This is a genomic window from Agromyces sp. GL_144 (genome assembly GCF_057834305.1).
The window spans coordinates 3,225,923-3,239,727 of sequence record NZ_CM174399.1 but is presented as its reverse complement, the minus strand read 5'-3'; the positions used below and the strand labels follow the sequence as shown (position 1 = coordinate 3,239,727).

Below are 13,805 nucleotides of genomic sequence, written 5' to 3'. Positions count from 1 at the left end.
AGGAGCGCGATGACGCCGAACGGGTCGCGTGCTGGCATTACTCGACCTCCAAGGTCAGGGTGATCGTGTCCGTCAGGTCACCGTCGAAGCCGATGACGCGATGTGTGGTCGGCCCGTCGGCGATCCACGGATCGCCTGAGGAGTGCGCGATGATCTTCGACCCGATACGGAGCGTCGTCAGGGTGACCTGGGAGTTGCGCACCCGCATCGTCCATTGCACGGACGGTTGCCGCACCGCGGCGAGCTCGCCCCCCGCGAGCGACGTCAGCCGGGCGACATCGTCGATGTCCTTGTGCGCGATCACGACGTCTTTCGAGAGGCCCACGGACTCTGGCACCGCGGCCCAGCCGATGCGCATGTCCTGCTCGGTGCCGCGGCCGAGGACGAACACGCCCGTCGACTGCCGTTGGCCGCTGTCCCGCACGCTCACTCCGGTTGCGGGCAGATCGCCGTCGAGGCGGACCTCGAACGTCGGACCCGACAGGTATGGGCCGCCGATGCGGGCATCCCACTCGAGCCGGCCGCCGTCGTAGATCGGCTGCAGGTCGACATCGGGGCCGTTGGTTTCGGACTGCAGGTCGGAGAGGAGCTCCTCGATGGTCTGCGCGTCGTAGTGGTAGAACGTGCGCGTGATCGCCCCGGTCTCCTCGGCGGGGAGGTTCACGGGCAACGGCCAGGCGGACGAGAACGGGTAGACGAACCCGAGGTAGAGGAACCGGCGGGCGATGCCTCGGAGGGAGAGGTTGGTGCACACGACCTCGCCGGCCGGGCTGTACCAGCCGGCGCCGAACAGGTGCCGGAGCGAGGCGATCCTGCGGAGGTCGACGTGCGAAACCGTGAGGAGCCCGGAGTCGCGGTCGTAGTCGAGATCGGTCAGCACGCCCGCGTAGACCGGGACACCGTCTTCCCGCTGAACGAAGGTGCGCTGCCACGGCCGGAACAGGTCCCGGCGCTGCGTCCGGCTGAAGCCGTCGCCGCGCAGCGGGAACACGTGCCGGCGCTCCTGCACCGACCCGCGCCCCCACGCGCCAGCCGACGGTTGCACGAGCGACAGAAAGTCGCCCGACTGTGTGTCGTGGATCGCGTACGACCAGACCATCTGGTGGCCCTCCTCATTTGAACGTGTCGTTGACGCGGACGGTGAGCGAACCCGAACCCGCCGCGGGAGTGAAGACCGTCGGGACGGCCCGCCCGGGCGGGATCGTCCAGAGGTCCGCGTAATCGGCTGCGCCGATCTGGAGCACGTTGTTGCGGTAGAGGCGTCCGGTGCGCATGTCGATGCGGTGCGTCTGCCCCGGGGTGAGCGCCTGCGAGACGAGGTACTGCCGTCCCTGTGACGCGAGGGCGTATCCGGATGGCAGCGTGCCGGTCACGATCAGCTCAGGCGGTGCCTGAGTGTTCCCGTAGTGCCATGCGGAGACAGTCTCGCCCGGGCCGAAATCGCGACGGTCGCCGTACTTCCGCGGGTTCGGGCACACCCAGTCGATGCTGAACTCCGCCTCGGGCCGGAACCCGGACGCGTTGAACTCCGGGTCCTGCTCGACCTTCGCGTCCGCCCAGAGGGTCTTCGGTCCACGCACGACCGTGAACCGGTCGGAACGGCCGACGAGGCCGAGTAGGCGGCCCTGCATGAGGTCGAGCTCTGCGAACGAGGTCGCGACCACGAATCCCTCGATGCGCGGTCGTCGCGCGCCGAGGAACACCTCGGTGTCGAACTCGCCGTGTCCGTTCGGGATCTCGATGCGCTCGCGCCGCATGGCCGCGCCGTCATCCCAACCGGAGAAGCCGTCCGGGCCGATATGGAACCCGTGGCCGTGGAAGTAGTCGCCGAAGAACTCGATGCCGCCGTAGCGGACGATCGCGCTCATCCTGCGCTCCGCAGGGCCGACTCCATGGCGGCCATGGGTGCTTCGACCTTCACGTCGATGTAGTCGAGCAAGTCGATGCCTCCTCTCGTGCCGATCACGACCTTCGTCGCGCCCTGCTGGCTTGGTGCCGCCGGGACCCCGCCGCTGGCGTAGCCGCGCGCGGCCGCGGGCACGAGGGCGTAGCCGAACCGGCCGGCGACATCCTGCAGGATCTCCTCGGACCGGGCGCGCTTCGACTGCGCGAGCGGGATGTACGCCTCGCCCTCGGTCTCTGGCTCCGCCCACACCCGGAAGTCGCCCGCGCGCGCGATCTGCGCGACGTGGTTCTCGCGTACCCCGCCGCCGGCGAAGAACTCGACGATGCCGCCGTCAGCCTTCTTCGTGAACACGTCGTCGAAGGTGACGTCGTTGCCGTTGGTGGCGACGAACATCGAGATCGTGCGGCCCTGGTTGCGGCCGACGAACGTGTCGAGCGCTTCCTGCGCGGCAGCCGTATCCGCGATGACTTCCCACTCGGTGTCCGAGGGAATGCGGTAGATCTGGTCGGCCAGCAGCCCCGCCGCATCCGCGTCGAGGCCGAGGGCGGTCGCCCGGTCCACGAGTGCCTGATGGCCATCCTCGAGCGTCTTCCGATACGCCGCGGTGTCGCTGTCGAGATCGAACTGCGCTTTCGCGGCCTTCTGCGAGTCCTCCGCGAGGCCGACGAGCATGGCCTTGTTGTCGCGGCCCGCCTGCGTCACCTCGTCGAGGGTCAGGATGTAGTCGGCGATGCCGTCTTCGTTCTCGTCGAGCCCCTCGGTCGCCTTGCGGACGACCTCGTCGACGTCGGCGAGCGTGTTCTTGTAGTTGAGGTTCGCGGTCACGGCATCCTGGCCGATGCCGTTCGCCTCCATGATCTTGTCGATGAGCTCGTCGAGCTGCGTATTCAGCTCCGCGACTCCGTCCGCCGCGCCGAGGTAGGCCTCGGCCGCGGTCTCCGTGATCGGCACGCCCTCCTCGGTGACCTCGTTCTTCTGCTTTGCGAGGCGGATCGCTTCGTCCAGGGACGCGTTCTCGCCGTCGACACCGTTGATGACGGAGTCGATGGCGTCGGCGAACTCGCCCTCTTTGAGGCCGAGGCGCTCGCGCACGGCGATCGCTTCCTCGTCGGTGCGGTTGCGGAGCTTCGTGACCTCCGCGACACGCTCGAGCGCGTCGACGTTGCCCATCGCGGCATCCGTGAGGTCGCCCATGTCGATGCCGAGCTTCTCGGCGGCGTCGGCCGCGGAATCGAACGTGATCGCGTCGACCTCGAGACCGAGGAGGTTCAGCGACTGCTTCGCCTGCAGGTTCTCGACGACCATGTCGCGGGTCGCCTTCGTTACCTTCGCGGCGCCCTCCTCGAGGGTGTCCGAGTACGACTTCGCCTTCTGCTCGGCGGCGGCCTGCTGCGAGGCGAGCATTCCCACGACGGTGAGGACGCCCGCGAGGGCGATGCCGACGCCGCCCGCGATGAGCGCCGTCTTCCCCATGGTCATGTTCGTGCCCTCGAGGACCTTCTTCAGCTCCGCGAATCGGCCGATCATCGACAGCGCGACGCCGGCGAATATGACGCCCGCGGCGGACATGCCGCCGATGCTGAGTGCGCCCTGTTGCACCGTCGGGTCGAGTTCGCCGAACCCGTCGACGAGGAACGTGACCGTCTGCACCATGTCGCGCAGCACGTCGTTCGCACCAGACCCGGTCTTGATCAGGGCGGTGTCGAACGCGCCGCCGAGTTTCTCGACGTCGCCCGCGAGGTTGTCCTGTCGGCGTGCCGCCTGGTCGGCTGCGAAGCCGGAGTCGTCGACGGCGTCCGTCCACTCGTTCACGGCCTTCGCGCCGCCCTCGTAGAGGATGCGGGCAACGGTCATGGACTCGTTGCCGAAGATCCGCCCGAGCGCCGCATCACGTTCCGCGTCGGAGAGCCCCGACAGCGCCTTGCGCATCCGCTCCATGATCACGGGCGCGGCGACCGTCTGCTCGTTCGCGTCGTAGATCGAGATCCCGTACTTCTCCATCTCCTTCGCCGCCAACGCGGACGGAGCGGAGAGGGACATGAGCACGCCGCGCAGGCCGGTGCCCGCGCGTTCGCCGAGCTGCCCCTGCTCTGCGAGCTCGGCGAGGATGCCGACGGTGTTCTCGAGCGAGAACCCCATTCCTGCAGCGATTGGGCCGACGTACTGGAGCCCGAGCGCGAGGTCGTCGACGGAGCCCTGCGCCTTGCCAGCACCCGCGGCGAGAAGGTCAGCGACGTGCGCGGCATCCTCGGCGGGCAGCTTGAACTGCTTCAGGGTGGTCGCCATGATCGTCGCCGAGCGGGCGACCTCGAGCTCGCCGGCCGCCGCGAGCGCGAGGGACGCGTTCAGGCTGCCGCCGACGATGTTCGAGACGGAGAGGCCCGCCTTCGCGAGCTCCTCCTGCGCGGCCGCGGCCTCGTTCGCCGAGTACGCCGTGTCGGCGCCGGCTTCGAGTGCGGCGTCGCCGAGCACCTTCTGCTCGGCGGCGGTCGCCATGGTCGCGGCGGCCGTGTTCGACATCGCCTGATCGAATGACGCGAACTTCGCCACGGAGAGGCCGACGAGCGCCGTGACGGCGACGCCCGCGGCGAGCAGCGCGACCGACAGCGTCCTCGCGGACTGCGCCTGCCGCTCGGTGGCCTTGGCCTGCTCGTCCTGCTTCGGCTTCGCCGTGCGGGACTCGTCGCCGACCTTCCGCGTCGAGTTCGCCTGCTCGTCGAGCGGCTGCTTCGCCGAGCGCGCCTTCTTGCCCGTCGCGTTGCTCGACTCGCCGAGCTTGTCGACCTGCTTCGACGTGGCATCCGCGGACTTCCCCGCGCCCGCCATGGCCTGGTCAGCCTGGCGGAGCTCCTGCTGGAAGACCTGCGCCCCCGCGGCCTTGATCGTGAAGACCAGCGACCCGACGTCGAATGCGCTCATGAACGGCCCCCTTCACCCAGGTGTGGTCGATGTTCGGGAGCCGTTCGACGGCCGCCCGGGTGAAGTGCCACGGGCGGCCGTCGAGTGCCCTGTCGAGGTCGGGGATGAGGCCGGTCTGTGCGAGGTCGAGCTCGACCTGCCCGAACAGCTGCGGGAAGACGAGCCGCCACAACTCGAGCGAGGTCAGCCCTTCCGACGCTTTCCGCTCTTGGGTTGCCTGTCGTGCGGCTTCTTCCCGGGCTTCGCGCCACCCGGGCGGGTAGACGTACTCGGGGTAGATGCCGCGCTCGTCGGGGCGGCCGAGGCCGAACTGGGCGATGTCTGCGGGCTCAAGCGACCCAAACGCGCCGCCAGAGCCCCCGTCGCTTTTACCGTGCCGGCGAGGCCTCCACCTGCCTCGATGTAGGCGCGTACGCCGTCGATGCCGAGCGTGGTCTGCCAGAAGAACGCCGGCATGAGCACGGAGTCGGCTTCGGCCTGCGAGAGCTCGAGGCCGATGCGGTTGTAGTTCGTCTGCTCTGCATCGGGGAGCGGCACCCACCGGAACGTGTCGTCGTCGAAGGTTGCGCCGTCGACGCACATCATGATGACGGCGGACATCTCTTCGGCTCGCGCGACGCCCGTGGCGCCGGCGAGGAACGTCTCGGTCGCCTGCAGCCCTGCACGGCCGGGCAGAGGGCGCACGACGAACGGTGCGTCGATGCCCTCCACCCGGATGTGCAGGTCGCGGCCGACGAGGTCAGCGGTGATCGTCATTGGAGTCCCTGCCCTCCTTCGACTACGCCGCGGTGTACGGCAGAGCCGCGGACGCGCCGACGTCGTTCGTGATCACGATCGGCGCCGAGCCGGACACCGTCGCGGGGATGAGGAGCACGACCGCGTTGCCGTCGACGGGGCGGATCTCGGTGACCGCTGCGCCGTCGATCGTGGCGGACACGGTCGTGTCGAGGTTGTAGCCGCGGACCACGATCAGGTCGCCCACGGTGAGGCCCGCCGGGCTGGCCGACTCGAGGATCGGGGCACCGTTCCCCGCGATCGGGGACGCGATGCGCTCGACGACGCCGTCGTTGGTGAGGGTGAACGTCCACCCGCCCTTGTCGGCGTACCCGGTGTTGAGGTCGGACACGGCGACGGAGAACTTGCCCTGGAACGCGGGCAGGCGGTCGTCGAGCGCGTCGAACCACTGGAACTCGCGCTTGTTGTCCTCGCCCTCGGAGTAGGCGGCGTTGAGGAGGTCGACGAGCCACGCCTGCGACGCGACGAGCTGCTTCGTGACCGGGTCGCGGACGCCCTCGACATCGAACGAAGGGGCGAAGTTGTAGCCGATGATGTCCTGCGACTGGCGGCCCTTCGTGCCGTACACCTCGCGCTGCACGACGATCGGGGTCGGGTTGCCGGCGAGGTTGTTGATGTCGCCGGTGACGTTGACGAACACGCCCGCCTGCTTGAGGCGGAGGATCTTCTGGTGCGCGAGCGCGACGGACCCAGCGGAGGGCGCCGTCGTGTCGTAGAGAGTGTGATCGGCCATGGCCGTCTCCTTCGGTTGGTGGTTGGTGCCGGCGCTTCCGGCGGGGCCCTGACGGTTCAGGGGGTCTGTGGTCGGCGGCCGCGGAACGCGTACGTTGCGGCGACCGCGACGCGGCCGGACGAGTCGGCGTCGAAGTACAGCCGCGACGCCTCGGTCGTCCATGAGATGCCGAGCACGTTCGGCGTGTACTCGGTGTGATTGAGGAGGGTTGCGAGGTCGTTCGCCCACGACTCGGCGAGCAGCGGGGAGCCCTTGCGGCGCGTGTAGAACTGCACCCGGTAGAGGGCGTCGGCGGGGCCATCCCACACGGTCGGCGGGGACGAGAGGAGCGTGAAGTCGTCCTGCGTGGTCGGCATGACGCCGTCGAGGCGGATGCCGCGCGCCGGCAGTGTGCCGGTCGGCGCGTACACGGCGAGCCCGGCCGTGTGGAGGAGGGTCGCGAGGGTCCGGCGGAGCACGAGCTCGGGGGCGTCAGCCATCGGCGCGCACCTCCTTGCGGATGATCGCGCCGAGCTCGGCGCGGTTCTCCAGGGCGGCGTTCTCGAGGTACTTGCCCTGTGCGTTCGGGTTCGAGTCGGTCGAGAAGTTGTACTCGGGGTGCTCGTGCAGGCGTGCCGCGTACGGGGTGTCGAACGTGACCGCGGCGCCCGTCTTCGGGTCGGTCGCGGGCTGCACCGCCGCGGTTCCGGCGAGCGTGCCCTGATCCCATGGCGCGCGGTCGACGGCGAGCGTCTGCAGCCGCTCGGCCGCCAGGGTCTCGCCGCGGGCGATGCGCGCGAGCATCTCGTCGCCGGCGTCCGCGAAGCCGCGGCCCGACATCGTCACGGTGGCTCGAACGCCCATGGCAGCCTCCTATTCGAGGTAGAGCTCGACGTGCGACGGGGTGCCGCGGTACTCGAAGTAGGCGCTGTCGATGACCTCGGATGTGCGCTCGCGCGGGCTGCCCTTCCACACCGTCACGAGGTAGCGGGGCAACGTGTCGTCGGTGAGGAGGAGCACGACGAACGTGGTCGACGTGACCTCTTGGCCGGCTGTCGGGGAGTTCGTGCGGCGGTCGACGACGAGGCGGGACTTCTGCTCGACGTACGCGGGCCGGTCAGGCACGGGGGCGGCCCAGATGTCGCCCTCTGCGCCTTCCCCGGCGAGGCGGGTGATGTCTACCCGGTGGGGCAGGTGCTTCTCGCGGAGACGGGCCACGGCAGCCTCCTACGTGTGCGCGACGGCCGACGGGATCAGGCCCGCGGTCGTGAGGATGTCGTACCCGCGAGTGCCGATGCGGTTCAGCAGCTTCTCCAGCGGGGACTCGGTCGAGGATGCGCTCGAGGTGGTGCCGAGCGACACGGACCCGATCTTCACCGCGCCGGCGAGGGCGTCGGCGCCGGACGGGTCGTCGGTGTCTTCCCAGTACTCGACGATCGCGCACGTCGCATCCGACATCGCGTCGGCGACGTCCGGGTCGGTTGGGTATCCGTCCTCGTCGGTGGCGTACACGGCGCGGCGGGTGAGCTTCTCGACCTCGATGGATGCGGAGCGGAGCCGCTTCCCGAGCTTCACGTCGTCGCCGTCGAACGGTTCTTCGGCGAACGAGTCGTACTCGGCGGTGGTCGCGTAGACGAGCTGCGCCATCGTCAGTCCGCCTTCGGCCCGTGGAGCGGGATGTACGCCTCCATGCCGCTCTCAGCCTCGGCCCACGGGATGCCGACCGAGACGACGCCGCCCTCGGCGAGCACGGGGACGCCGGGCGCGGCCTCGAGGGCGGCGATGATCTCGGCCTTCTTCGCCTTCGCCGGCAGGTCGATGCCCTCGACCTCGGCGACCTCGCGCAGCTCGCGCACGCTGAGGTCCTCGAGGCGGACGCCGACGAGGTGGATCTCGATCGTCGCGCCGTGCTGCAGGAGCGCCTGCTCGCGCTCCGGGTGCAGCTCGGCGACCTCCGCCCAGCCGTCGACGAACTCGACGCCGAGGAAGACCTGCCGGCCGAGCTGCGGGCGCGGATGCTTGATGCGGATCACGGGATGCCTCCGAAGGTGTACGAGATCGGGATGAGTTCGGGGGTGGCCCCGGAACGCCCCCCATTTGGACGCTCCGGAGCCACGGCGGGCTACTCCGGCGAGGAGCCCGGGTCGGCGGCCTTGGCCGCCTTCGCCGCGACGAGAGCCGCGACGATCTCCGGCTTCGTCTTGGCGCCTCCGAAGTCGAGCCCCTCGCGCTCGGCGTACGCCTTGAGTTGCTTGCCCGTCCACGACTCGAGGGGGTCGCCGTCGGGGATCGTGACGACCTCTTCGGGCGCGTAGATCACCTCGTAGCCCTGTCTCTCGAAGTAGGCCAGTGCGACCTCTCCGTCGACATCGGCGGTCCCGTCGACGAACGCGATGCCGACGACGGTCCCGGTGAAGCCCTTCACGGGCGTGTTCACGACTGCTCGTGCCATGGTCAGACCCCCTGCACTCGGATGTTGCGGAACACGGCGGCGGCCTTGGTCGCCTTGAGGGCGACGCCGATGGGGCCGAGCTCGACCTCACCGCGCTTGACCGCGCCGGCGTGGGCGAAGTCGGGCAGCCATGCGGAGGCGATCGAGCCGCCGATGGTGGAGATGCCGTGGAAGCCGTCGAGGCCGACGCGGTACGCGTACAGGTCGGTCAGGCCGGTCGTGGAGACGGTCGCGACGGTGCGCGTGGCGATCGGGATGATCGGGTTCGTCGAGCCCGCCTTGTCGCCGGCGTCGCCGAACACGATGTTGCCGTACTGCTCGCGCTCGATGGGGCGGCCGAACTGGTCGAGGAGCCCGTCGATGGGGTTCTTCGTGTACATCCCGGCGCGGCGGGCGGCGGCGCGCACGCGTGCGAGCGCCTTCGCGTTGCCGAGGATGACCGAGGGGGCGCCGTCGAGCAGCGAGAGGAACTCGTCGATGTCGTCGAGCGCCTTGTGCTCGGCGCGGGTGCCCGAGTCGAAGTCGCGCCAGTCGGTGACCACGGTCGAGCGGAACTCGGTCGAGGAGCCCGTGAGGGCCTTGTCGAGGCCGTCGAAGCCGTTCGCGTCGGTCGCGGTGTCGCCGTTGACGACCAGGTCGGCGAACTTCGCGTTCGTCGACTTGATCTTCTGGCCCATGTTGAGCGCGACGGATGCCGATGCGGCGGGACCGATCTTCGCGACGACGCGGTCGACGCCGAACGAGCCACCGAGCACGGCCAGGTTCGTGACGACCGGGGTGGTCGTCACGTTCTGGTCGGTGTACTCGCTGTTGATCGCGCGGGTGTCGGCGGTCGCCTGCGTGGTGAGACGCCGGTAGCCGTAGGCGAGGGTGTCGCCGCCGCCCGCCGGGTTCACGACGTCGTCGAAGATCAGCGAGTCCGGGATGACGCCGGTCTTGCGGAACTCGTCGATGACGGCCACGTCCATGTCGGTCGTGGCGTTGTTCTTGCCTTCTGCCAGTGAAATGGCCATGGTTGCTCCTTGGTCAGCCCCCGAGCGCCTTCTTGATGGCGCCGTCGAGGGTGGTGGGTGCTGCGGGGGGTGTTCCGCCCTGGTGTCCGCCGCCGCTCGTCGGGGGCAGGCCGGGGCCGGTCTTGAAAGCCGGGTTGGCGGTCATCGCTTCGGTGATGAACGTCTTCACGGCTTCCGGATCGCTGGGATCGACCGCAGCGAGCTTGGTGTCGAGCGACTTCGCGTCGAGGATGGCGGACGCGTTCGCTCCGAGGGTGCTGGCGGCGAGGATGACCGCGTTCGCTCGTGCGAGCTGCGCGTTCTGGGTCGCCAACGTCTCGTTGGTCTGGGTGAGCTCGCCGACCTGGGTCGTGAGCGTCTGGTTGGCTTCGCGGCGGGTCTTGTTCTCGTCGCGGAGGTCTCGGATGTACTCCGAGGGGTCGCCCTGGAACTGCACGGGCGGCGCCGGGGGCGCGGTCGGTGCGGCCGGGGGAGCCGGAGCGGGCGGCGCGGCGGCCGGCGGTGCGGCGGGCGCCGCGGGCGGCGCTGCGGGTGCGGCAGGCGGCGCCGGGGGCGCGGGAGCGGGCGGCGTGCTGCCGCCCTCGCCTTCGCTGAAGCGGATGCCTCGGAGATCGTGGAGCGTGCGGCCGATGACGGCCATGCCGTCGCGGTCGCGGATGACGGGGAATGCGGTGTGCTCGTGCACGGTGAGCCTCCAGCTCGTTCGTTCCGGCCTCTGCCGGCGTCCTCAGCCCTGCGCTGAGGTCGTGTGGTCCCGCGCCGCCACCGGATGCAGGGGCAGTGACGACGCAGGAGACTGTGGGGACCCGTTCCATGGAGGGTCAGACCGCCAGGCGTCCGGCCTGGTGCAGGGCTCGGGTCGGTCGGGAGTTCCACCCGTCCCGTTACGGCGCCATCCCCGTGGCGCACACCCGAGCCCTGGTCGTGTTCCCGGCGGCGGCAGGTCTACCTAGCGCCGAAAGGTGGAGCGCGTCCTGAGCAGCCTTCGGAGAGATGTCCGAAGCTCCGTGAACCGCCGCCGGGAAGTGTGAGTCAGCGACGCCCGTCGCTGAAGTGCAGCTGCTCGCGGTACGAGCGCCGCTGGCGGCCCGTCTCGCGGATGAACGACCGCATGTCGGCCTGCGCCTCGCGAACGTCACGGCGTGCACGGGCGGCTGACATCTGGTCAGGCGCGACGGCCTCGGCGCGCTTCGCCTTCCGGATGTCGCGTTCGATCGCGCGCTGCTGCGCCCGCTCCTTCTCCGCGTCCGGGTCGTACGTCGTGTCCGCCTGGGGGATCGTGAGGCCGGGCAGGTACGGCACGAGACGGCAGCGGCAGTTCGGGTGGTTCCAGCCGGCGTTCCGCGCCTGATCGACGGTGCCGTCGACCATCACGGTCACCGTGGCATCGGCCGTCGCGTGCGGGAGCTGCACGGGCCCGGCTGGGGTGCCGTCGGTCGAGAGGATCTTGCCCGCCCACGCCGCGCACTTCTCGCACGAGTCGAGACCACGCACGACGGTGACGAGGTTGATGCCCGACTGCTGCATCCGCCACACGCCCGCGTCGTTGAACGCCCGGTTCACGGTCGTTCGCCCGGCCATCTCCGCGTACGCGCCGATCGTCCACCTCCGGTTCGCCCGGTCGGTGAAGTCGCGGATGCCTTCGGAGAGGAAGCGTTGCACGGCCTGCGCCTGCTGCACACGCGACGTCGTCACCCCGAGGAGGGTGTTCGGCGAGTAGAGGGCGACGATGCGTTGGTATGCGTCCTGCGGGTACCGGGTCAGGCGCTGGTTCAGCGCCTCGAGGCGGGACTCGAGCGAGAACGCGACGGCTGCGACCGCCTGCGTCGACGTCGACCCTGCCGCCGCGGTGAACTGTGCGCCCGGGAACGCCGGCGGGGTGATGCCCGCGAGCCCGAGACGAGCGGCCGCGGCAGCCTCACCCTCACGGGCGGCCATGCCGACGACCTGCTGTGCGAGGTCGCCCTGGCGAAGCTTCTCCACGATGGCCGCGGCCCGGTACTGCAGGTCGCGCAGCGCCCGTGCCCGCTCCGCGGACAGCTCTGCGAGGAGCCGATTCTGGCGGATGCGCTCCGCGACCGTGAGGCCGGCGCCCGCGGGCGCCGTCGGCAACCGGTTCACGAGGGCCATGTGGCGGCGGGCGCGCACGGCGAGTTCGCGGATCAGCTCGTCCTCGGCGGCCGCGTAGCGCGCGGCGATCTCGAGGGCGAGCTGCTCGATCAGCTCCTCGACTGCAGCACCTTCAGGGTTCGGGACGAAGAGGGCCACGTCAGTACCTCCGTGTGCCGTGCCTCCGGGTCTGCTGCAGCCGCGTCTTCTGCTTCTGCGACTGCGTCAGGTGCGGGACGATGTCGAACCATGACGGGCCCGGCGCCGGCCGAGACTTCGACGGGGCGCCCGCGAAGGTCAGCACGATCGCGAGGATGAGGATCAGCTCGAGCATGGTCACCCTTCCGGCTCCTCGTCCTCGTTGGGGTCGAAGTCGTCGTCTCCGGTGAACGTGGCCGGGTCGGGTGCCATCGCACGGTCGGCGCGGATCTTTGCGACCTCCTCGGTGATCTGGTCGTCGTCCCAGTCGGGGTTCGCGCGGCGCACCTTCTGCTCGGTCGAGACGGCGCCGGCCGCGTCGAGGAGTTGCAGGGTGCGGGCCAGCTTCTCCGGGTCCTCCTGCGACACGTCGGGGAACGTGACCACGGGAAGTTCGAACCGTCCGCCGCCCTTCCCGGGGAAGAGGATGCCGTCGAGCTCGAGCGCGACCGACGACTGCTCGCCGATGGCGCGCTTGTCGTACAGGATCTTCTTGTCCCGGGTGCGCTCGGACGCCTTGTCGCGGTCCTCGATCTCGGTCGCGGTCGCCTGCGCGCCATCACCGTAGTCACCCCATGCGGACTGCGAGTACCCCGCCGCACGAAGGATCTCGCGGTAGAGGGCGTGAGCGGTGGCCTCGTGCTCCTCGACACGGATGTCGAACTGCACCTGGTCGAGGGCCATCTTGTCGGGGTCGCCGGGCGTGTTCAGGCCGACGAACACCTCGCGGCCGAGGTCGAGCCTGCCGCCCTGGCCGCGGCCGCCGAAGTCGAGTGCGGCCTCGGGGGCGAGGATCTTGCCGGCGCCCTGCTTGAGGTCACGCATCCACGACGACCACGTCTCGTCGAGCGCGTCGAAGAGGGGGTGCAGGCCGGCGTAGTCGGAACGGCCTGTGTTCGCGAGTTCGCCCTTCTTCCGCCATGCCCGGGTCGGCATGTTCGGGTTGTACGACACGGTGAGTCGGTCGATGCCGGTCAGGATGCGCGAGTCCGCGTCGACGATGAGGTGAGCCGTCTCCGGCCGGTCCGCGAGCGGCACTCGGCGGCCGATGTTCGTCTCGGTGCCCTGGTACAGGGCGTGCTCGATCGCGCCCGGCTCGTGGCGCTCAAGGTGCCGCCAGAACACTGCCTTGTCGCGGTACTCGGTCCACATGGTGCAAGCGAGCAGCTTGCCCTTGCGGAACTCGGGGATGATGACGTCCGCGGCGGACGGTTCGAGCCACACGTGGTCGGCGACCTCGACGTCCCACGTGGAGACGAGCGCGACCGCGCCGAGCGCGGCCTTCAGCTCGCCCATGGTGTTGAACATGGCGTGCGCATCGTCGGAGTTCGCGATGAGGTCGAGACGCTCCTGCGCCTTGCCCGCGCCTTCACCGGTGAGGGTGGCCTCGGGCGGCTCGGCGAAGATCAGGTCAGACGACAGCGTCGCGAGGTCCGCAGGCGCCGGAATGTGCAGGCGGGTGCGGTTCTCGTCAGCCGGGACCGGGCGACCCCAGAACATGCGCGACGCCGCACCGACGAGCCCGCCACGCATGCTCTGCCCGCGGCGCACGTAGTCGGCGCGGGACTGCTCGTCGCGCCGGTAGATGCGCTCGAGCTCGTCCGTGTCGCCGAGATACCAGGCCTCGTTCTCGCGGTACACGCGGTAGGCGTAGTCCCACGGGGCGGGCGGCCAAGCCGAGTTGGGTGCGGGGAGCGGCAC

At 69.9% G+C, this 13,805-nt stretch carries 16 protein-coding genes; all 16 read right to left on the bottom strand.

Annotated features, from left to right (window positions below; all coding sequences use genetic code 11):
* Positions 1–37 precede the first annotated feature (37 nt).
* The gene (locus AC3IPY_RS14855) at positions 38–1,099 is read right to left on the bottom strand and encodes a hypothetical protein (RefSeq protein ID WP_489185050.1); all 1,062 of its coding nucleotides are present in this window, start codon (positions 1,097–1,099) and stop codon (positions 38–40) included.
* Between the two features lie 13 nt (positions 1,100–1,112).
* Positions 1,113–1,868 (bottom strand): phage tail family protein, encoded by a 756-nt coding sequence (locus AC3IPY_RS14850; RefSeq protein WP_489185049.1) that lies wholly within the window; start codon positions 1,866–1,868, stop codon positions 1,113–1,115.
* Entirely contained in the window at positions 1,865–4,825 is a 2,961-nt protein-coding gene (locus tag AC3IPY_RS14845) for a phage tail tape measure protein (protein WP_489185048.1), read from the bottom strand. Before AC3IPY_RS14845 ends, AC3IPY_RS14850 begins: the two co-directional genes overlap by 4 nt.
* A 183-nt stretch (positions 4,826–5,008) precedes the next feature.
* Positions 5,009–5,581, bottom strand: coding sequence for a hypothetical protein (locus AC3IPY_RS14840; protein ID WP_489185047.1), 573 nt, complete (start codon positions 5,579–5,581; stop codon positions 5,009–5,011).
* Between the two features lie 22 nt (positions 5,582–5,603).
* Positions 5,604–6,353 carry an IPT/TIG domain-containing protein gene (locus tag AC3IPY_RS14835; protein ID WP_489185046.1) on the bottom strand — a complete coding sequence of 250 codons (750 nt, stop codon included), beginning with the start codon at positions 6,351–6,353 and terminating at the stop codon, positions 5,604–5,606.
* A 56-nt stretch (positions 6,354–6,409) separates the two neighbouring features.
* Positions 6,410–6,832, bottom strand: a complete 423-nt coding sequence (locus AC3IPY_RS14830; protein WP_489185045.1) for a hypothetical protein — start codon at positions 6,830–6,832, stop codon at positions 6,410–6,412.
* On the bottom strand, positions 6,825–7,196 hold the full coding sequence (locus tag AC3IPY_RS14825) for a hypothetical protein (RefSeq protein ID WP_489185044.1): 372 nt from the start codon (positions 7,194–7,196) through the stop codon (positions 6,825–6,827). Before AC3IPY_RS14825 ends, AC3IPY_RS14830 begins: the two co-directional genes overlap by 8 nt.
* Positions 7,197–7,205: 9 nt before the next feature.
* Positions 7,206–7,550 carry a hypothetical protein gene (locus tag AC3IPY_RS14820; RefSeq protein ID WP_489185043.1) on the bottom strand — a complete coding sequence of 115 codons (345 nt, stop codon included), beginning with the start codon at positions 7,548–7,550 and terminating at the stop codon, positions 7,206–7,208.
* A gap of 9 nt (positions 7,551–7,559) precedes the next feature.
* Positions 7,560–7,979, bottom strand: a complete 420-nt coding sequence (locus tag AC3IPY_RS14815) for a hypothetical protein (RefSeq protein ID WP_489185042.1) — start codon at positions 7,977–7,979, stop codon at positions 7,560–7,562.
* A gap of 2 nt (positions 7,980–7,981) precedes the next feature.
* Complete coding sequence (locus AC3IPY_RS14810) at positions 7,982–8,365, bottom strand: hypothetical protein (RefSeq protein ID WP_489185041.1); 384 nt, start codon at positions 8,363–8,365, stop codon at positions 7,982–7,984.
* An 89-nt stretch (positions 8,366–8,454) separates the two neighbouring features.
* Positions 8,455–8,784 carry a hypothetical protein gene (locus AC3IPY_RS14805; RefSeq protein WP_489185040.1) on the bottom strand — a complete coding sequence of 110 codons (330 nt, stop codon included), beginning with the start codon at positions 8,782–8,784 and terminating at the stop codon, positions 8,455–8,457.
* A 2-nt stretch (positions 8,785–8,786) separates the two neighbouring features.
* Positions 8,787–9,797: a major capsid protein gene (locus AC3IPY_RS14800; protein WP_489185039.1), complete on the bottom strand. Its 1,011-nt coding sequence runs from the start codon at positions 9,795–9,797 to the stop codon at positions 8,787–8,789.
* 13 nt (positions 9,798–9,810) lie between these two features.
* Positions 9,811–10,482, bottom strand: a complete 672-nt coding sequence (locus AC3IPY_RS14795; protein ID WP_489185038.1) for a hypothetical protein — start codon at positions 10,480–10,482, stop codon at positions 9,811–9,813.
* 347 nt (positions 10,483–10,829) lie between these two features.
* Complete coding sequence (locus tag AC3IPY_RS14790; protein WP_489185037.1) at positions 10,830–12,065, bottom strand: phage minor capsid protein; 1,236 nt, start codon at positions 12,063–12,065, stop codon at positions 10,830–10,832.
* Position 12,066: 1 nt separating this feature from the next.
* Positions 12,067–12,246, bottom strand: a complete 180-nt coding sequence (locus AC3IPY_RS14785; protein ID WP_489185036.1) for a hypothetical protein — start codon at positions 12,244–12,246, stop codon at positions 12,067–12,069.
* Positions 12,243–13,805, bottom strand: coding sequence for a hypothetical protein (locus tag AC3IPY_RS14780; protein ID WP_489185035.1), 1,563 nt, complete (start codon positions 13,803–13,805; stop codon positions 12,243–12,245). Before AC3IPY_RS14780 ends, AC3IPY_RS14785 begins: the two co-directional genes overlap by 4 nt.